Annotated in this window: 14 protein-coding genes, 1 tRNA gene and 1 CRISPR repeat array; of the genes, 3 read left to right on the plus strand and 12 right to left on the minus strand. The window is 60.4% G+C overall.

The window, feature by feature from the left end; translation table 11 throughout:
• Nucleotides 1-15 precede the first annotated feature (15 nt).
• Nucleotides 16-1,203 (minus strand): 1-deoxy-D-xylulose-5-phosphate reductoisomerase, encoded by a 1,188-nt coding sequence (dxr, locus tag BBSC_RS09450; protein ID WP_033517818.1) that lies wholly within the window; start codon nucleotides 1,201-1,203, stop codon nucleotides 16-18.
• Complete coding sequence (locus BBSC_RS09455; protein ID WP_033517820.1) at nucleotides 1,200-3,014, minus strand: DivIVA domain-containing protein; 1,815 nt, start codon at nucleotides 3,012-3,014, stop codon at nucleotides 1,200-1,202. The genes dxr and BBSC_RS09455 overlap by 4 nt, the downstream gene beginning before the upstream one ends.
• A gap of 300 nt (nucleotides 3,015-3,314) precedes the next feature.
• On the opposite strand from BBSC_RS09455, the gene BBSC_RS09460 reads away from it, so the two are divergent.
• A tRNA-Val gene (locus BBSC_RS09460) sits at nucleotides 3,315-3,388 on the plus strand.
• A 34-nt stretch (nucleotides 3,389-3,422) separates the two neighbouring features.
• Here BBSC_RS09460 and BBSC_RS09465 read toward each other — a convergent pair.
• On the minus strand, nucleotides 3,423-4,382 hold the full coding sequence (locus BBSC_RS09465) for a YlbL family protein (RefSeq protein ID WP_231648966.1): 960 nt from the start codon (nucleotides 4,380-4,382) through the stop codon (nucleotides 3,423-3,425).
• A gap of 114 nt (nucleotides 4,383-4,496) precedes the next feature.
• On the opposite strand from BBSC_RS09465, the gene BBSC_RS09470 reads away from it, so the two are divergent.
• Nucleotides 4,497-6,269 carry a zinc-dependent metalloprotease gene (locus BBSC_RS09470; RefSeq protein WP_033517822.1) on the plus strand — a complete coding sequence of 591 codons (1,773 nt, stop codon included), beginning with the start codon at nucleotides 4,497-4,499 and terminating at the stop codon, nucleotides 6,267-6,269.
• A 119-nt stretch (nucleotides 6,270-6,388) separates the two neighbouring features.
• On the plus strand, nucleotides 6,389-6,877 hold the full coding sequence (locus BBSC_RS09475; RefSeq protein ID WP_033517825.1) for an LURP-one-related/scramblase family protein: 489 nt from the start codon (nucleotides 6,389-6,391) through the stop codon (nucleotides 6,875-6,877).
• A 799-nt stretch (nucleotides 6,878-7,676) separates the two neighbouring features.
• On the opposite strand, the gene BBSC_RS09480 is transcribed toward BBSC_RS09475, so the two are convergent.
• The 9 genes from BBSC_RS09480 to cas3 form a co-directional block, all read right to left on the minus strand.
• Nucleotides 7,677-8,102 (minus strand): DUF3052 domain-containing protein, encoded by a 426-nt coding sequence (locus BBSC_RS09480; protein WP_161787643.1) that lies wholly within the window; start codon nucleotides 8,100-8,102, stop codon nucleotides 7,677-7,679.
• A 377-nt stretch (nucleotides 8,103-8,479) separates the two neighbouring features.
• Nucleotides 8,480-10,278: a CRISPR direct-repeat array (repeat unit 29 nt; unit sequence CGGATCATCCCCGCGCGTGCGGGGCCAAC).
• Between the two features lie 106 nt (nucleotides 10,279-10,384).
• The gene (gene cas2e, locus BBSC_RS13385; protein WP_081892920.1) at nucleotides 10,385-10,735 is read right to left on the minus strand and encodes a type I-E CRISPR-associated endoribonuclease Cas2e; all 351 of its coding nucleotides are present in this window, start codon (nucleotides 10,733-10,735) and stop codon (nucleotides 10,385-10,387) included.
• Nucleotides 10,732-11,823 carry a type I-E CRISPR-associated endonuclease Cas1e gene (gene cas1e, locus BBSC_RS09485; RefSeq protein ID WP_081892919.1) on the minus strand — a complete coding sequence of 364 codons (1,092 nt, stop codon included), beginning with the start codon at nucleotides 11,821-11,823 and terminating at the stop codon, nucleotides 10,732-10,734. The genes cas2e and cas1e overlap by 4 nt, the downstream gene beginning before the upstream one ends.
• A gap of 2 nt (nucleotides 11,824-11,825) precedes the next feature.
• Nucleotides 11,826-12,518 carry a type I-E CRISPR-associated protein Cas6/Cse3/CasE gene (cas6e, locus tag BBSC_RS09490; RefSeq protein WP_033517829.1) on the minus strand — a complete coding sequence of 231 codons (693 nt, stop codon included), beginning with the start codon at nucleotides 12,516-12,518 and terminating at the stop codon, nucleotides 11,826-11,828.
• On the minus strand, nucleotides 12,515-13,363 hold the full coding sequence (cas5e, locus tag BBSC_RS13390) for a type I-E CRISPR-associated protein Cas5/CasD (RefSeq protein WP_081892918.1): 849 nt from the start codon (nucleotides 13,361-13,363) through the stop codon (nucleotides 12,515-12,517). Before cas5e ends, cas6e begins: the two co-directional genes overlap by 4 nt.
• Before the next feature lie 2 nt (nucleotides 13,364-13,365).
• Nucleotides 13,366-14,541 (minus strand): type I-E CRISPR-associated protein Cas7/Cse4/CasC, encoded by a 1,176-nt coding sequence (gene cas7e / locus BBSC_RS09500; protein ID WP_033517906.1) that lies wholly within the window; start codon nucleotides 14,539-14,541, stop codon nucleotides 13,366-13,368.
• 83 nt (nucleotides 14,542-14,624) lie between these two features.
• Nucleotides 14,625-15,317 carry a type I-E CRISPR-associated protein Cse2/CasB gene (casB, locus tag BBSC_RS09505; RefSeq protein WP_033517834.1) on the minus strand — a complete coding sequence of 231 codons (693 nt, stop codon included), beginning with the start codon at nucleotides 15,315-15,317 and terminating at the stop codon, nucleotides 14,625-14,627.
• Nucleotides 15,318-15,320: 3 nt separating this feature from the next.
• Complete coding sequence (gene casA, locus BBSC_RS09510; protein WP_033517835.1) at nucleotides 15,321-17,012, minus strand: type I-E CRISPR-associated protein Cse1/CasA; 1,692 nt, start codon at nucleotides 17,010-17,012, stop codon at nucleotides 15,321-15,323.
• Complete coding sequence (cas3, locus tag BBSC_RS12880) at nucleotides 17,005-20,142, minus strand: CRISPR-associated helicase Cas3' (RefSeq protein WP_161787644.1); 3,138 nt, start codon at nucleotides 20,140-20,142, stop codon at nucleotides 17,005-17,007. The genes casA and cas3 overlap by 8 nt, the downstream gene beginning before the upstream one ends.
• Nucleotides 20,143-20,203 lie beyond the last annotated feature (61 nt).

Here is a 20,203-nt window from a genome sequence, read left to right on the forward strand (position 1 = left end):
TCTCCTGAAATTGACTCACATCTGTTTGTTTATCAAATCATCCGCGCGGCGACGGGCCTCCTGCTCGACTTGACTCATTTCCTCCACGGATCGGAAGAGCGGATCGCCGCGCAGCTCGGCGTCCATCTCGTCGAGCACCGCCTTGACGGTGTCGACGATGCCGAGGTACGGCAGGCGCCGGTCGAGGAACGCGTGCACGGCCTGCTCGTTGGCCGCGTTGAGCACGGCCGTATGCTTTTCGGACGCGGCGAGGCAGTGCCGGGCCAGGCTGACGGCGGGAAACGCCTCGTCGTCCAACGGCTCGAACGTCCATGTCGCGGCTTGGGTCCAATCGCATGCCGCAGCCACGTCGCCGAGGCGATCGGGCGCGGACAGGCCGAGCGCGATCGGCAGGCGCATGTCGGGCGGGGACGCCTGGCAGATCGTGGCGCCGTCGACGAATTCGACCATGGAATGCACGATGGACTGCGGGTGCACGGTCACGTCGATGCGGTCGGGCGGCACGTCGAACAGGCGGCTCGCCTCGATCACCTCAAGGCCCTTGTTCATCAGCGTGGACGAATTGATCGTGACCACCGGGCCCATATGCCAAGTCGGGTGGTTCAGGGCCTGCTCCGGCGTGATATCGCGCATCCGGTCGCGCGTCCATCCTCGGAACGGGCCTCCCGACGCGGTGACGATCAGCTTGCTGACCTCACCGTGCGTGCCGGAGCGCAGGGACTGCCAGATCGCGGAATGCTCGGAATCGACCGGATTGATCTGATTGTCGCGGGTCTGCGCGTCGAACAGCAGATGGCCGCCGGCCACCACGGACTCCTTGTTGGCCAACGCCAGCTGTGAATCGGCCTGAAGCGCCGCGATGGACGGTTCCAGCCCGATCGAGCCGGTGATGCCGTTGAGCACCACATCGGCGCCGGCACCGGCCATCGCGATGACGGCTTCCGGACCGGCCTGCACCGTGGTATTGCGCGCGCCGGCAGCGTCCAGAGCCTCGCGCAGCGGCGTAGCGGCCGCGGCGTCGTAGACCGCGACCTGCGGCACGCGGAACCGCGCCGCCTGCTCGGCGAGCAGCCCGACATGCGCGCCGCCCGCCGCAAGGCCGGTCACCGTGAACCGCTCGGGATGACGTGCGATGACGTCCAGTCCCTGCGTGCCGATGGATCCGGTGGAACCGAGGATGATGACGGTGGACTGTCTATTCACTGCGCATGCTTCTTCGACGCGTCATCGTTGCCGTACAACGAGGGGAAGGACAGGTCGGGGATGTCGACGCTGACCTTGTCGGCCATCTGCGGGAACAGCGAGGGGAACATGTCGTGACCGGACTGGTCCTTGTCCTGCTTGTCCTGCTGGCCCGACGTGCCCGTATCCGCGGGCTTGGGCTGCGAGGCGGCCTGATCGTCTGCGCCGGAGACCGGCGCCGGCGCGGGAACCGGGGAAACGGGGAACGACGCTGCGGACGACGCAGGAGCGGGGGCGGACGGCACCGGAACGGCGTTGCGCGCATCGGAGACGAAGGCGTCGCGATCGTCGGCCGGGCGCGCGGCGCCGCCGAACGCGGCGCTCGACGCGGTGCGGGTCGTCGCCATGTGTTCGGGCTTGACGGCCGGAGCGAACGATGCCGGCATCTCCATGGCCTGAGTGGCCCCGGCCGGAGCGGGGGCCGGCGATGCGGCGGCATCGGCACCGGATGCGCCCGCATGCGGCGGCCGCGGCGCCGGAGCCTGCGAAGCCTGGGGGGCAGCCGGAGCGGGAGCGGAAGGAGCGGGAGCGGCCGGGACGGGAACCTCGTCGACGCTCGGCGTTGACAGTTCCGGAACACGCGGCTGGAACGAGGACGGCTCGGACTGGGCCGCAGCCTGCACGGCCTCGGCCATCTGCGCCAGCTGGGCCAGCGACGAATCGACCACCGGAGCCGCCTCACCCGTTCTGCGATAAGAATCGGGCACGGCGCCGTCGGATGCAGCCGGCTCGGTCGTGACCGAATTCGCGGGCGCGGCGGAGCTGGCGGGCGCGGAGCCGGAATGAGCGGCGTCGCGGGTCGCGGACGGCTCGAACGAGGGAGCGACGGACGCGGGCTGCGGGGTGGCCGACGCGGCGGACGCGACCGTTGGCGCCGCGGAGGCCGCAGCCGCGGCGGAAGCGGCGGAAGCCGTGAAAATGGCCTGCTCCGCCTGATGCAGCGCATCGAAGGATTCATTGTCCGCCGACGCGGACGACGGGGAACCGTCCGCGCCTCTTTCGGCGCCGGGCTGCTGGCGCTGCGGGTCGGCGGCGAACAGCGGGGCCACGCCCGGGGTCCCGGCGGATGAAGCGCCACCGGACACGGCGGCCTTGGACGCAATCGGGGCGGCGTTCTCGCCCTCCGACTGCACGTAGTCGGCGACGCGCGCGTACGACTCGAGCCGGCTGAGCAACTGCACGCACGAATTGAGGAAGAAATCGACCTGCCGCTCGTCATAGCCGCGCTTGCCCTTGCGCTGCGTGAACACCGCATTGCTCACGTCGGACGATTTCAGCTCCTGCGGCTTCTTCGGCAGCTGGTCGGAGGTGCCGTCGACGCCCAATTCGGCCGCGGATTTGTCGATGACATCGTCGATCAGGCGATCCACCTGCTTGAGATCATAGGAGGGGCGCTTCTTCTGCCCCCGGTTGAACCGTTCGCCATGCACGCGCGAGGCGTGGGACGCGAGCTGACGGTAGAGGTCCTCCGTCTGCGCCTTCCATGCGACCCTGCCGTGCTCGCCGATCTGGCGCGTGGTCTGCTTGTCGACGACCGCACGCTCCAACCGCGACAACGCGGCATCGACCTGGACGATGTCGTATCCGCCCTTGGCCAGATCGAACGACACGTTCTGAATGTCGCGCTGCGTCAGCGTCGCCTCATCGCTCTCGTACAATGCGTGCGCGCGCTCGAGAAACGCATCGACCTGATCGGCATCGTATCCCCATTTGCGCTTGGATGCACGAGCGATGGACGCCCCGCCCCGTTCGACTCCAGGTTCCTGCGACATCGGCTATCGACCTCCTACGGATAGTACCAACGGCTCAACTTTACGTTGCGCTTACGACGGACGCTCGCGTATCGCCGAATCGCCACGGAAATTCCAGTGTCGCGGATCGGCCGTTGCGGGCCCGCCGCCGTGGATCGGCAGCACGGGCCGACCGCCGCGCGATGCGGCGTACGCGGCGCATCCATGCGGCGGCATCGGCCCTCACCGGGCATTCGCGGCGCGCTCGGGCAGGCCGCGGACCCGCCCCTCCCGCATCCGTGTCGCGCCGAGACCCCGGTATGCGCTACAGTAGTGCGATGCGGGCGATTAGCTCAGTTGGTTAGAGCGCCACCTTTACACGGTGGACGTCGGGGGTTCGAGTCCCTCATCGCCCACAGCCGCAATGCGGCGGGATTCCAACGGTTCACACTAGTCGGCGCTGCACTGCGGAAGGGCGTCTCCCTTGCCTTCGCCGATCGCGACCAGCGCCTGATACGCCTCATCCAACGTCGACACCTTCACATCACGCAGCCCCTCCGGCACATGACCGACCACTTCGTCGCAATTCGATTCAGGCGCCAGGAACCATGTGGCGCCGTCGCGCTTCGCGCCGAGCATCTTCAGGCGGATGCCGCCGATGGCCCCGACCTTCCCGTCCTTCGCCATGGTGCCGGTGCCGGCGATGATCTTGCCGCCGGTCTCGTCGGCTGGGGTCAGCTTGTCGATCAGGCCGAGCGCGTACATCATGCCGGCCGAGGGGCCGCCGATATCGTCGACGTGCATCGTCACGCTCACGCCATCGGTGTCGATGCCGAGCTGTTTGCTCGCGTAGGACAGCGCGGCCGATGTGGCGGAGTCCTGCGATGAGGACATCTCCTTTTCGCTTTCCTGCTGGTATTCCTCGGCGGTCTGCCCCACCGGGACCACGGCTTCGACCGGCATCACCGTGGCATTCGGATTGATCCACGCCCACAGCGTCTCGGCATTGGTGACCGGATAGCCGGGCACGCCCGACGCGTTGACCGTGACCAGCCGCAGCTCTCCCTTGCCGTCATAGGTCTTGGCGCCCTTGACGGTGATGATCTCCTTGCCGGAGTCCTTGCCGAGCACATTCGCGGTCGGCCCGGGGCTCTCCACGCTGTACGCGCTCGGCAGGCACAGCACCACCACCGACAGCAGCACGGCCAGTCCGCCGACGAGATGTTTCGGCGTCTTCGGCGCCCGAATGCCCAGATATGCGGCCGCATGGCGCAAAGCGGCGCGCAAACCGCGGCGGGTCCCCGAGCGCACCGCGGCGGAGGTCTCCTCGGACGCCACGCCGGTAGAATCCTCGGATGCGGCGTCGGAAGACGCGTCCTCGGCGGACCGGCTTCCGGGATATGCGGGCATATTGTGCAATATGCTTCCGCTTTTGGCATGAGACTGGCGTTTCGAGTGCATTATCGGCATACCTCCAATACTATGGAACCAACCGACGTTAACACATGAAGCGGGGAACGGACTATGGACGAGAACGCAATCCACCAGTGGCTGATCGAGTGCTTCGGCCCGATTCAGGGGGAGATGGCCTTCCGCCAGCTCAGCGACCTGCCCGAAGAGATCCGCGATCAGCTTATGAGCCAGGATCCATCCAAGCTCCCCAAGCCGGCCGAAGTGCAGTCGCTGATGCAGGCGTTCACGGCCGGCGGGCTGAACTCGATGAGCGACATGCAGCGCACGGTCGAGGATGGGCCGATCAATGTGAAGCTCGCGAAATCCCTGGCGTTGCAGCAGGCCAACAGCGCCGGCGCGGAGTCCACCGTGAGCGCGGAGACCGGCGCGGCCGCCCGGCGTGCGATGAGCGAGGCGAATCTGTGGCTGGACACCGCGTGCGAGATGAATCCGACCGGAGGCAAGCCGCAGGTGATGACCCGCGCCGGATGGGTCGAGGACACGATCGACGCATGGGCCAAATTCGCCGCGCCGGTCGCAGCGTCGATGAACAACGCCCTGGCATCGGTGATCACCGACCGGCTGGGCGGATCGTTCGGCGGTGAGGTCGCCGGCATGTTCGCCGGACCCGTGCCGATCCCCATCCCCGACGGCATGAAGGATCCCGGCCAGCTGATGAAGCTGCTGGGCAACACGTCGTTCGCGATGCAGTTGGGTCACGCCGCCGGCGATCTGTCGCACGAGGTGCACGGCAGCTTTGATCAGGGCATCGCGCTGCTGCCGAATCCGGCTGGCGGACTGATCGCGCAGAACGTCGAGGAATACGCCGTGTCGCTGAAGTTGCCCGTCAATGAGGTGATGTCGTTCCTCGCGCTGCGCGAGATGGCGCACGCGCGCCTGTTCGCCTCGGTACCGTGGCTGATGCCGCGGTTCGAAGCGCTGATCGGCAAGTACGCCCGTGGCGTCAATATCGATCTGGATGCCATGGAGGAGCAGCTGCGCGAGGCGTCGTCGATGGATCCCGAGTCGATTTCCGGCGCGGTCAACCTCACGAAGGTCGGTCTGACCGATACGCCGGAACAGCGGGAGGCGAAGACGTCGCTGGAAACGCTGCTGGCCCTGGTCGAAGGCTGGGTCGACTGCGTGACATGGCGTGCCGGCATGGCCCATATCCCCCATCTCGAGCAGCTGCGCGAGATGATGCGCCGCGAGCGGGCCATCGGCGGACCGGCCGAGCGAACCTTCGAATCGCTGCTCGGACTCGAGCTGCGGCCCCGTCGCATGCGCGAGGCGGCCGCGATCTGGGAGCGGATCGGCGCCGCCGAAGGGCCGCAGGCCCGTGACGCGAAGTGGGGCCACCCCGATCTGCTGCCGACGTTGCCCGACGATAACGCCGCAACCAGCGCTGATTCCGCCGGATTCGCCGCAGTCACCGGATCCGAATCCAAGACCGGCGGCTCCGCCTCGGATTGGAATATCGAGGAGCTCACCGCACAGGGCGTCGCCGGCAACGGGGACGGTACCGACAATAGTGACGGGCGATCGCAATCCGACGATCACGCCGCCGACGAGACCGACGTGGAGACCAACGTTGAGCCCGAGACCGTTGACGGCGTCAGCGAGACCTCAGGTGACGGCGGATCGGATGACGCCGGGACGGATGATACCGGGCTCGGTGATGCGCCGACCGATCCGAACGGCCCCATCGATTGGGACGCCGAGCTCAGCAAACTGCTTGACGGCGAAGACGGTTCCGCTGATGGCGGCGGGAGCTCCCCCGACAACGGCACCGGGGATGCCGGTAACGGCGACGACGACACCGACGGCGGCAAGGCGAACGAATAGGCGGCATGGAGCGGCAGCCGCCCGGCTATCGGTATGTATCACACATGAATGATGCGGGATGGGACATCGTCGTCCCGCCCCGCATCATTTTCGGACATTAATCTGTAAAGGGGCATATCATGCAGCAGCTGTACATCAAACAGAAGGTATTCTCGCTCGGCGAGCAGTTCAACGTGACCGATGCCAATGGATTTCCGCGCTACAGCGTGCAGGGCAGTTTCATGCGGATCCCCAAGTCGTTTCAGGTCTACGACGCATCGGGCAACGAGATCGCCGTCATCGTCAAGAAGGTGCTGAGCTGGCTGCCGCATTTCTCCGTGCTGATGGGCGGCAACGAGGTCGCGACGATCGACAAGGAACTCACCGTCTTCAGGGATCGGTACCGCATCGACGCGCAAGGACTGTCGATCGAGGGCGACTGGTGGGATATGAACTTCACCGTCACGCGGGACGGCGCCGAGGTCGCACGCATCGCGCAGCGATGGCTGGCCTGGGGCGATACGTATGAGGTCACGGTATTCGACACGCGGCTGGAGGCGCTGATCGTGTCCCTCGTGATCGCCATCGACTGCGTAAAGGCCGAACAGCAGGCGCAGCGGAATGGATGAGCTCGTATACTCACGTGGAGTCAGACCGGTTTCCTCGCTCACAGGAAACCGGACGAAATGTCAACGGAAAAGTACAGTTGGAAAGCATCTGCGACTGTTCCAATTCGGCATCTCCAAGCATTAGCATGAACAAAACCGCTTAGCTATTTGTGATGCGGGGTATTGAACTTTATCAGGATTATCAACACACACAGCAACAGAAGCGTGATATTCACATCCATAATGCATACCTTTCCCCTGTCTGGGCTATTAGCAGTCCTAATTGTCGAACAGTTAGTGACAGCCAGCAGCTCATTTAAATCTGATGGGATTAGCATATCATAAAGTACAAAGGTTTTTGATGAAAATTAGATTTTCAGTATATAGACAAATCCCCGCAAGTGCGGGGAAACTGAGAACCTTTTGAGAACGTGCATCCTCAAAAACAGGATCATCCCCGCACGCGCGGGGCAAACAATGTCAGTCGGAAAAACCTCTTGATAAAAACTGCACATACGGGAAGCATTCAGTGCATGATCACCAGCATATCCATCTTATTGGATCACCGGTCAATCGGACTCGGACAAGGATATCCAGCCAAACAATCACTTGGCACAATCACCCGACAGTAGGACAAGGCACCGGCGGTACCGCAGAACCATCGGTCTCACAAAAGGAACTGCTCTGAGAAAGGCGTATCACGATACGGACTCATCTGTATAATGATACGCCGCCCCAGCAGAACTTGATATATTACACGGCAGCGTTCGCCCACACATAACAGCCACTATAAAAAAGCTGTAAGAAAAAAGCTGTAAGGCTACTTTCCTTTGCCGAAGGCACGCAGATGAATGCCGTTCCAGTCCTTGCTGACGGTCAGCGGCGTGGCGGCATTCATACCGGCGGTCTTCGCCGCGGACTGGACGGTGCTGGAGCTAGCGGCTCCCGGGCGCCCCGGCTTCGGGGTCAGCACCCAGAATGGACCGTCATCGCCAAGGACAGCATATGCGTCCACGATCACGTCGGACAGCTCATCCTCGTCATCACCATCGCGCCACCAGATGATCACCCCGTCGACGGCGGAATCATAATCCTCGTCGACCAGATCCTCACCGGTCAGCTCCTCGATCTTGGCGCGGATGGAGTCATCCACGTCGTCGTCCCACAACCACTCCTGGACGATGTCCCCGGTGTGGAACCCGAACTCTTCAGCGTTATCAGATGCCGTTTGATTCACGAGACACACATTACCAAGACGCTGGGAACAGCTGCGTTAATCGTGGCTTGGCGCGTCGCGCGATATGGAACAGAGTGTTTCGGGATTCGGTATATTAATGTTTTTTGATAGCAAGCTCGGAACGATAACAGCCACGCACACACCGTTACACAAGCCATCCTCGTATACACGGAGCTAATAACAACACGCTGAGAGCCACTCGACCATCACGGTCTAGGTCATTCTCGCGAGGGCAGAGCCAACAGGCACATAACGCCATTGTGTAGATCATCTCCCACGCGCAGGACCAACGGAGGATAGAAATTATTCAGGGAATTTCTCCCAATTCGTATCATCCCCGCACACGGGGCCAGCTGCTCTTGTCGATCCCGGCGCGTTTCAACGCACGGATCATCCCCGCGCGTGCGAGGCCAACATGCTGTCCTTCATCGACACGCCGCCGTCCGACGGATCATCCCCGCGCGTGCGGGGCCAACCCAGCCTCGCCCAATTTCACTGCATCCAAGTACGGATCATCCCCGCGCGTGCGGGGCCAACCGGACCGGTTGGGAGTCACCGAATCGGGAGGCAGGATCATCCCCGCGCGTGCGGGGCCAACCACCGGCATATGCGATCTCACCCGTTCCCTCGCGGATCATCCCCGCGCGTGCGGGGCCAACCACCGGCATATGCGATCTCACCCGTTCCCTCGCGGATCATCCCCGCGCGTGCGGGGCCAACGGCGTGGAGAACATCGCCGGCACGATCAACAACGGATCATCCCCGCGCGTGCGGGGCCAACGAATTCGTCGTGGATTTCCCCACTCTGGGCGTCGGATCATCCCCGCGCGTGCGGGGCCAACATACCGGGTTCGACGGGGAAATCCATTTCGAGCGGATCATCCCCGCGCGTGCGGGGCCAACAGCTTGTCCGCGATGATCGCGGCGGACACGATCGGATCATCCCCGCGCGTGCGGGGCCAACTGCACCGCTCCGAACGTCACGTTGGGACGGAGCGGATCATCCCCGCGCGTGCGGGGCCAACTTGTCGGATGTGATGCTGTTGGCCGCCATGTTCGGATCATCCCCGCGCGTGCGGGGCCAACCCGGTCGGCTTTGCCTTGGGCCCATCTGATGCCGGATCATCCCCGCGCGTGCGGGGCCAACTCTCAATGAGAACTTCGTGCTCAAGCCCAACACGGATCATCCCCGCGCGTGCGGGGCCAACATGCCGTCGTAAACTCGCCATAGGGCCTTATCCGGATCATCCCCGCGCGTGCGGGGCCAACAGGAGGATACGATGGCGATGGGCACGCATCCTCGGATCATCCCCGCGCGTGCGGGGCCAACCCCACCAGTCCTACGACATGGCTTCTCGACGCCGGATCATCCCCGCGCGTGCGGGGCCAACGAGTCAGGCAACGCACATACCCGGCATAGGGGCGGATCATCCCCGCGCGTGCGGGGCCAACTTCGCCACCCTCACCGGATACCAGCCCAGCGACGGATCATCCCCGCGCGTGCGGGGCCAACGTTCCTGGGATGTGGCGATTTGGGCGAGCATGCGGATCATCCCCGCGCGTGCGGGGCCAACGAGCTCCCTGTTGGAGATGCGGCGGATACCCACGGATCATCCCCGCGCGTGCGGGGCCAACCAGATGGCCGACGAGATGGGAAGGACACGTTTCGGATCATCCCCGCGCGTGCGGGGCCAACTTGCTTGCCGTCCGCGGCAGTTGTCAAAAATTCGGATCATCCCCGCGCGTGCGGGGCCAACTTGCTTGCCGTCCGCGGCAGTTGTCAAAAATTCGGATCATCCCCGCGCGTGCGGGGCCAACCACCGGGATTCATCTCAGGTATGAAAAGAAATGCGGATCATCCCCGCGCGTGCGGGGCCAACCACAAAGAGCTTCTTGCGGATATGCAGAAGGTCGGATCATCCCCGCGCGTGCGGGGCCAACGCCATAGCCTCGTAGTCGGTGCGCCACGGTCCCGGATCATCCCCGCGCGTGCGGGGCCAACGACGCCATGATCTCCCTGTCCGGCACGCCATGCGGATCATCCCCGCGCGTGCGGGGCCAACCAATGCCTTCGGTAGTTCGGCTGCTTCGTGTCCGGATCATCCCCGCGCGTGCGGGGCCAACGGGCAGGCGGCCGCTGATCCATGCGTCGCGCGCGGATCATCCCCGCGCGTGCGGGGCCAACAGTGTTATTTTATGCGGAAAACCGCGGAATGAAATACCGAAAAAATTGGATTGCCACAGTCACCATCCCGCATCCTTGTATTTCTTATTTTTTCGCTGTAATCAGTTTATCTTCCGTACCGACGATAGCGAGAAGCCCGACTCCAGCCAGTCTTCTTGGCACCATTACGTTGCTGCTTCTGGCTGGTATTCGGTCGCATGATCAGTTCTAGGCCCTCATAATCCACAGGCTGCCATTCCTGCCCGTGTGTCCGAAATTCCAATCCTTGCTCATTATTGGAGGAATAGACCATGATGGCCCGCCCTTCTCCTATGTTGTCAAGAATCTGATCCCAAAGCAATTCTCGAACACGGGAAGAGACCTTTCCCACATATACGCCCGGGGAGATCTCAAACAACCATCGAGTGAGATGACCGCGCAGCTTAGGAGGAGAAACCGTCAATACCACGACGATCACGATGATTCCTCATTCCGCATCGCACGAAAATCCTCACGAACCGAGTCATTTACAGTGGACTCGTCGTCATAAAAGGTATCAAACTCATCCAAGGTCGCAGCAGAAGCATCAGTTGCATAGGCTTCTGTGACTACGTCCTCTGTATCCCGTGAATAATTCTTGCCGCTATCCATGAATCCCGATGCTCCAGCCCACAACTTCGTCGTGAGATCCTCGACTTCCAAGGATTCAACTGCAGCCCGATCTGGTTCCAACAGCAGTGAGCGCACATCACGAACGCATCTTTGCATGAATTTTCCGTCCTTCATCCTGTCACGCATGCCGCGTCTAGCAGCGACCGCAACGTCGGCCACTTGATCCGCGACCAGATCAAAAGCCAAGGGAATCGTGATGTCAACCTTATACAGGTCAGCGATATCGTAAACGAAACTCCTCTCATTGCGCGCATGGACGAATCCCAGTCCCGGAGAGCAACCCAATGCGACGATCACCGCATGAACCACCCCATACAACGCGGTGTTCGCCGCCGACAAGGCGCGGTTCACCTCATCCGCATCATCGAAATCGGTGGTCTTATATGACCGTCCGCTCCAAGAGACCCCAGTCCGCTGCGATTCGCGCTCATAAGCCCGACGTACCCTTGTGCCTTCTTTGCCCAATAATTGCTGCATGGTAAGGCCATCAGTGCGTTCATTGGGAAAACGCATGGCATACATTCTCCGTGCCACCTTTACCCGGGTGCGCTCCGAGGACACTAATCTGGCCTGTGCTTCCAGCAATCGCGTCGACTGGGCGAGGGACGCGCCGTGGCAGTAGTATCGCACGCCACGCTCCCCCACCCATATGCATGTCGACCGCGATTCCGCTAACAAGCATATCGCCGCATAGGTGATATTGCTGCCTGGGCCAAGCATGAGCACTCCCAACGCTGCTGCGGGAACGTACACGGTTCCTCTTGCATCAGTGACGGTAACGGCGTTATCAGCCCTGTTCACCACGCAATGCTCGGCGTACAAAAACGTCAGCCGATCCTGCACCCGCACCAACGACGTGAGTTCCGGAGGCCTGACTCCGGGAATGTCGGCCATATTCAGTCCCCTTGCTTGGAATTCTTGACCAGCGGCACCAAAGTAAGCAGTCCAAAACCATAGCCTTTCGCACGTCCGATTCCCGAGACCAATGCGTTGCGCAACAGCTCCGGATCATCCACAGCGAGCACTCCTTCATATACCGCGGAGGATAATGTGACCGTCGAATTGCGCCGAACAAAATTGATTTTCCTTGACTCCCTCACCACGACCTCCGGCATTTCCAACCGGTTGATCGGCAAGTGGAACCCCGACTCTCTGGCTTTGCGATACAGCCACTCAAGCTGATCATCATATGACAGCAGCCCCGTTCGTTTTCCTCGGATCGACAGGTCACCGGATGCGATGGATTTCGTCGGATTCGCCTTGAGCCGGAACCCCCATTCCTGCCCGCATGTCAGCCGAGACAGGAACAAATCATATGAGCAGGTGGCAATATCTCCACTTTCCACTCCGAACTGTTCGCATAGCACCGACATATCCGGGGTCTTCTCGGATACAATATACAGTCGGCACGGATGACCTCTTCGCCCTGGATCAAGGCGCCATAGCGATCGTGGTGCGACCCCATCGCGCATCAGGGAATCCGGATCGAGCGCACGCGCGATAACGGCATGTTGCCGTTCCAAGGATGCCAGCACCCGAGCTGCACTGCGCCGCCGAGAATCGATAAGAACCCTTGAAAATACAGTCATGATTCCTTATCCTCCGGATTGACGACCGCTTGGAAAAACACATCACCATCAAGTGCCGAATCACCCGAGCGCGTATTTTCCGCATTCTCACCAAAATTACCGCCGCTTTGGGTTAACCGTCCACTGTGACTTGGCGTCGGAGTCGTGGTCGGAACCGATACGGTCGGATCGGGCCGTACCTCCTGAGACAACCGAGAAATGCGTCTCGGCTTCCACACACGCCGTTGAGGATCGAAACTCACCGGCTCATCGGCCAGTTCATCCGTAAAATCACCGAGGAGATCCCCATCCGCTCGAGGCTCAACGACAACCTCTGCGAAACAACGCTCGGGAAACAGACTTCGATCTCGCAATGCACGTCGTTGATATTGTTCCGTCGCACGCCACGGTGCATGAGTCAGCGCATCTTCCAAAAACTCGTCTGACAGCCAAGTCTGCACCGGTCCATCCGGCGGACAGGAACGACGCCCCAAAAAAAGCTGATAATGCGGAGAAGCCAGCGCTTGCCTATATTCTTCCAGAGCAGAGGCATCCTCACTTTCCAAGCCAGCCAGGAACACCGCATCCTGCAGATAGTACCGTCGTGAAAGCGGCAGCATGTCCCCAGCCTCGGTTTTGGCTGTATGATAGTCGGACATAAGCGTGCCCGGTTGGTCGGCACGCACTCCGAAACGCAGCCCCGCAAATCGGGCGAGGGATTCCTCACGCCCGATTCCCAAGGCAGCAGCGATCATACCGATGACTCCGCTTTTTGTCGGGAGCATCTCGGTTTCCCTTCGCGTAAAACGGCTGCTGGCACCCCACGACTGCATGGGAGCGGCCAGCCGTATCAGTAACACCGGCATGACTACTCCTGGTTCAGACGCGAAGCGACAACCTGTTCGACACCTTCCAGCATTTCCTTGAGCGTCGAAGGAGATTCGACCAACGAGTCAGCGGCTTCGGTATCCTGTCCGATACGTACCACCCACGTTTTTACCGGAGTGATGCCGTATACATTATCGAAATCACGTTCTCGTTTCACCAACGCCTCGGTGGCGTGCTGCACGTAATCCGGTTCTACGGGCCGCTCGAAGGCGCCGACAAGATTAACGGCTTGGGTGTCCCGGACATTAACCACGATCAGATCAGGCAATGTACCGTTGGCGAAAGAATTGCTTTTGCCCTGCGGCATACTGCTCACGAACGACCGCACGAAGACGGAGACCGCCTTGGCCGTCGCCGCGACGTCACCCAAAGTATCGTTGAGACGGTTGGCGTCGACATTCGCATACCGGTAAAATGTAGCGGCGTTGAATTCGACCTGACCGATCATGGCCGCTCCGGCGTCACCGGCCCCATCCTCATCTCCGCGATCCTGCTTATCGTCGACGGCAGTGAAAAAATCCGATTCCGGTTCAATGGCCTGTACACTGATCGCATGGGCCACCTGTGCGGCGGCATCCACGTTAAGATCCGTATCGTCGGCGACCATGCGACCGAACATCGCCACATCAATGGAACGATCATTCATCACGATCTGCTTGATGGTCTTCTTATTGGATTTGACCGTTTTGGCGGGGTCTTCCGTTCCGAGCGCATCAATCGCAATATCCGTAAGCTGATCATACTGTCGATTGCCCATGAATAGCAGATACTTGGACTGGCTTACATCATTATCAGCATTGTCATCAGCATCCTTCTTTTTGCGAGGCTTGTCAAGCTTGATGCCGGCACCGTCACGCAGCACGCATTCCGCAATGCCGATCGCGGTTTCGCGCCCTATCTCGGGATCCCGCGACATGATCCGGTCGCCAAGAATCTCCACAACATGCTTGGTGCGCACTCCCAGATCGCTGGCGTCGAACGAATCCCGAAACATCATACGGGTCGGCCGTTTCCACGCCTGACTGGAAACACGGGCTCTGGTGTATCCGCCGTATTCGACGGTCTTGGGACTTCCGGTATCGTCACGATTCAGATTGGCGGCCGCCGTGGTCTCCAACGCATGAATTTCGACGATGGTGCGATTGGTAGTAGACATGATATGGGTCCTTTCTCGATTACCGTAAACAGTGAAGTTGCCGTTGCTGCCGAATAGGCCATCCGCTACGTGGGGGATGCGCCTCATTCCGCGTTCGCCTTGTTCGCCGCCTTGGCCTGGATATTCCAAGCACTCTGGAAGTCCCGCCCCCATTGCAGTCTCACATGATTGGCTGGTTCACGTGTCGACTGCAATTTCAGCAGATCCTGCGCCAGCAGACCGTAATTCAACGGAATGCGCTCCCGCTTGAGCAATTTGACCAAGCTGCGCGCGTGACGCACCATTTCCTTCCAACTGCTGGCGGTCTGAAGGCGGTCATACATGCTCTGTATCCCGGCGCTATTGAAATTGCCGTAGGCCATATGCCCAACCGCGCGTCCAAGAGAGATCCATTCATCCGTATGCATCGATGCCTCGTGAATGGATTGCTGGTGCATGGCGAACAGGGTGATGGCCGCATGCGCAGCGAGTTCCTCGGGCGTCGGATTCTCCCCTGCACCAAACGAATACCATCCGGACACTCCAGGATCGTCAACATCCAGCAATATCCATTCGAAAACATCCGGGTCGGCGCCGACCTCATGCCCAGCACTGCGCCGCAGCTTCGCCAAGGCAGCGGTAGCGTACGATCCGCCTTGCACATACCCTTCCACAATGATTCCCGAGGGGGATCTGCCGCCTGTCGCCAATAGACGCACCCGGCCGGCGACCCATTTGCCGAATGGGGTCAGCTTCGGATACCACTTGTTGCTCTTGCCACGTTCGGATTGTTCCATGACTTAATTCCCTCCTTCCACGGGAATGCTCTTTTCCGCCGGAATGATTACGTTGAGTTTTTTGCGGTACCATATCTCCGCAATGGCAACGCAGTAATGCACGGTTCTCGGTTTACCGGTTTCCGCGTCTTTGACGAGTACGTCACGTCCAACGATCGCTCGAGTCGACGCCTGCGACGCGAATCGTTCGCCGAGCCGCAGCAGCAGGCTTCTTGCAATCGATTTCCATTCGGCAATCAGGGAACGGGGGTCTCTGTCCCCGTCGATGCCACGAACCCATCGACGGAATGCCTGATCAAACGCCGCATAGCCGTCCTCCGCGATCCGCTGGCGTTGGGAATCTCCCGGCGTGTTCTCCGCGATGGCGATATTGGACGCCAGATTACGCAAGGCCGCAATCCCACGCTCGACGATATCCACCGCGTCACGTATCATTTGCCCCATCTCGGGTTTCTCCGACGTGAGCACCACAAGATTGAGATCCAGCACATCATCAACCGTCGAATCGACAACTGCCTCCTGATTGCCATATTCCACACCAAACGCATGAAGGCGGACAGGAATACCGTCAGGACACGCCTGTGACAGCCAATCGAGGGTGCGGGGACGCAAGAACTCGCTGACGCCGGATTTCGTTTCCCTTTTCTCGCCGACCGTAAGGGTTGGCAAGCCCCGCCACAACGCACGAGAAGGATCATGCTTGCGTGGCATATACACCAATGGCTGCTTCAACAGTTTCTCTTGAGAATCGCTCCGACGCCACGCCGTCATCGTTTCAAAGTTGTGCGCGTTCTGCGGCTTCAGCCTGTCCCCATTGCACACCAACACGCCAGTGACGGTCTCTCCCCTATGCGACAGCAGCATACGTCGGGACTGCCAGGTCATCAGCGTCGCCGGCCCATGGAATGAGCCCACCCTGCCGGTGTCCGCAACCGGCTGGTCCAAGCCCGGATATGCTTTCGCATCCGCCGGCGGGCGCTCCCAAACCGGTCTATCGTCACGCCATCGAACCCCGTCCTCGCCAGCCGTGAATACCTTCGAGCTGACGAAATTCAGCACCAATGTCTGCCACAGGTTCTTGCCTTCGACCAGATAACCCCCGATATGGCCACTCCAAGCCACGCCAATAGGATATCCCTTACCGCCTTTTACACGAGGATCACCGACCGCACCCGATTTGATGCCCGACGCATCATACGCCTGCATCGTCACCAACCAGCGAGCCGCCTCGGCAGCGCTCATCGAATCCAATCCTTCTCCGCCACGAGTGGTGAAAAACGGCTCGCCGCTCGGCACGTCCAGCACCAGGCGTTCCAACCCCGACATTTCATTCTTCGCCGTATGCAGTCCGGCAACCTGATAGAACGGAGCGACATCGTCGAAAAGATCGAACCGATGGCGATAAGCATCGCAATATTCGTGAATCACATGTCGGACCTCAGCGGTTCCGGGACCAGCCTCGAATAGTTCTCGCCATTCTTCCTTTGCGTAATCCTCCGGGAAAATGCCGTACATCATCGCCAGAAGCATACGGCTCAAAGCGAATCGTTGCAGCGGAATATCCCCCTCAATGCAGCGAATACCTTCGGCCTGATCAAACGCTTCCAGAATGGACACTAACCTGTACGACCCGTCGTGCAGCATCGTGACCGGTATCCAGGTCCGATCGATCAAATTGAATGAAACGTCACTCATCGATACTTGCCTCCAGACCCCTCATCGTTGAATATCGGAGATGCAACATTGTTATTGTCTCACCATTTTTCTTATGTATGCGTATTGGATATTCCGCGTGTCCCTTCTGGTCAAGGACCACCAGCAGCTGTCCACGCAGATCACGGCTCTGCTGCATGTACTCATACCATCGCGGAGGCGTCGATTCCTCCAGCGCAGCGATTACCGAATCGAGATCCAAATATGCCAGAGAGGATCGGCTCAGTGCGATGGTGCAGGATAACATGTCCCGTACCTGTCTTCGACTCGGAGCACCGATGCCATTAGGCAATGGCGAGGAATCACCGAAATCGCCCCATGACGGCAAATCCAGATCACCATTTCGGTTCTTGTGCAGCACAATGACTTCAAAGGAGTCCTCGCTTTCACGAACTCCAGCCCGCGCGTCACGCTCCTTGGCCACGCCCGGCGAATCCGGATCGGAGACACCGGAGCTCAGCCAATCATCAAGCATGAACGGCTCACGATCCCGTTGGGGTTGAAGGATTCTGAACTGCCGAGCCGCGCATTGGCTCTCTTCGATGGCGGCATCCAACACATCCTTGGCATGACGCTCACCGGCGTCACCATCACGCCACGTCTCGGGGCAGACGAGTTCCGGGCCGTACACGGTCTGCACGAGTCGTGGAATATCGTCAGGGACATTCATCGATCCATTCAGTACCGGGGTGATTCCGAGCACGGCAAGCGAGCGCATCAGCAGATATCTCGGATACACCCGCTCCACATTCCCCATGAATGCCGGCGCGGCATTCTCCTTCCATTCAACTCCGGTGATAATGAGTTCGGCTTCGCGCAACGCCCTTGGACGGTCGCATTCGCCATCCCCGCGATGATGCCGATGCAATCGGCCGGCCCGCTGCAAAATCAGATCAATGGGGGCGATATCGGTGACCATCAGATCGAAATCCACATCCAGCGACTGTTCCACGACCTGCGTCGCGACAATGATTCCGGAACGCCGAGACGGATCGCCGTGCTTGCCATAACGGTGAATCAGCTCCCGGTCGATTCTTGCTCGATCGAAAGCGAGAAAACGCGAATGAGCCAATCCGACATCCATGTGTGAGCCCAAATGCTCGCGCAGGAAATCATAGGCATGCTGCGCCCGAGCCACCGTATCTCGGATGACGACCGCGCATCCGCCTTCCCTCAGCCGATCCTGGAGCAACGCAAGCAGCGATGCGTCATCATCTCCGATCAGCGATACTCGAATATCGGTGGAACGTCCTGACGATGCGGGAGACACCGATTCACACGCCCGATCCGCGGTCGATAACGATAGCAACGGGTAGCGAAGGTCCAGGGCCACATCAGGGTTCGTAAGACCAGAGCCGAACGCCGCAGACGAAAGATCGGTTTCCGGAGTCCGTGGACGCTTCCGAAAACGCATCCGCGTAAGCGGTTTCGTTCCGATTCCCCCGGCACGGGCTTCCAGCGGCTCCACCGCCAGAGAAGATTTCGCGCCATCTCGATATGCCTGCAGAAACGCCCGTCTTCTGTCCTGGGGCAGTGTAGCGCTCAACATGATCACCGGCACTCCATACGCGCCCATCCACGACAGAATGGTCTCCATGTAGACGTTCATGTATGCGGTGTTCGAGTGGATCTCGTCGAGGATCACCACTTTCCCGGCGAGCGCCAGATGCCGCAGAACGACATGCTTGCTTCGCAGCCCCGCCATCAGGATCTGGTCAATGGTGCCGACCACGAAATCGGACAGATTGCCTCGCTTGCGACCGGTCAACCACGAATTGACGACCGCCTGCAGCGCATCGTACTCTCTCTCGGCATCCTTGCCGGCGCCTACATCGCCGTCCACGTAACCGGCCAACGATATCCCGCTGAAATCGGCGTCCAGCCTGCTGCCATCATCGAGCCAGCGCTCGCGCAGAGCCTCATATTTGTCGTTCAGCTCGCTTTTGCCATGTGCCAGAAAGAGTGATCCGACGGTCTGACGATCCTCCGCGGGCAGATGACCGATCCAGTCGAGCACTCGGGTGAACATGGCGTTGACCGTGGCCTGACTGGGCAGCGCATAATACACACCGCCGCAATGGAAGCGTGAAGCGAGAATCTCGGCGGCGATCAACGCCGCCTCCGTCTTGCCTTCGCCCATGTTGGCCTCGATGATCATCAATCCCGGCTGCTCCATGGCCTGCGCCATGCGGACCGCTTCCCGCTGCACAGGCCGCAACCGAGCCCCGGGGAGATCGAATCGCGCAGCGAACATTTCGTCCGGTGATTGGTCGGATGCAGAGGCATGCCACGGCTGCGGCAAACGCAGCATATGCCACGCTTTAGCCGCACGTTTCATCGGGTCGCATCGGTCCTCATCCATTGAAGATTCGTTGAGAGGGAACAAACGATCATTGCTGGCGATCCAATCGGCGATGATGACCATGGCCGTAATCAGGATCTGCGACCGTCGCCGCATCGGACGATCGCCCATTGACTCATATACTGAGCGGAAATCCGTCAGGTCAGCAGCCCAATCCAGCATTTCGTAGCGGACCAGACGCCATGTATCGTCACCGATGAAATCCTCCGCATCATATCGTTTCAGCAGATCCCGTTTGGCTCCGGTAATCGACGTGCCATGATGCCCGGCCACGATGGATGCGATGCCATGCGCGAGTCGCGCATCCCCGGAACTCCGGCATTGCGATAATAGCCATTCCTGCACGCTTGCATAGCCCACAAGTTCGTGGCGATACTCCGACCGCCGCGGATCCTTGGCGATGATCGGACGTATCACCAGATTCTCTGCTCTGGTCTTATCGGCCAGCCATGACACCTGCACTTCAAACGCAGGCGACGCTTTACCTACGTCATGGATGGTCGACACAAAAATATACAAGTTTCTGGCCGCGGATAACGAACCGACATCTTCGGCAATCAGCGTCTTGACATCATCCGCAATGAAATCGTCCCACACCCAAGATGCTATCGCCCCGGTATCCTCCATATGCTGCCACAGCTGCAGGTACCGTTGGTCAAGCGGATCGCGGTACACGCTTTTGGCCCATACGGAAAGCGCCTGCGCAGACAGTTGCGGCCTGCCCTGAGGAAAACAGATATCCATTGTCATGTCCTTCTGTACTGCGTGCCATACTCGTCCAGTACTGAGAGAATGCCTTTGTGCTCCCATA

Origin of the sequence: Bifidobacterium scardovii JCM 12489 = DSM 13734 (assembly GCF_001042635.1) — a bacterium.
GTDB lineage: Bacteria > Actinomycetota > Actinomycetes > Actinomycetales > Bifidobacteriaceae > Bifidobacterium > Bifidobacterium scardovii.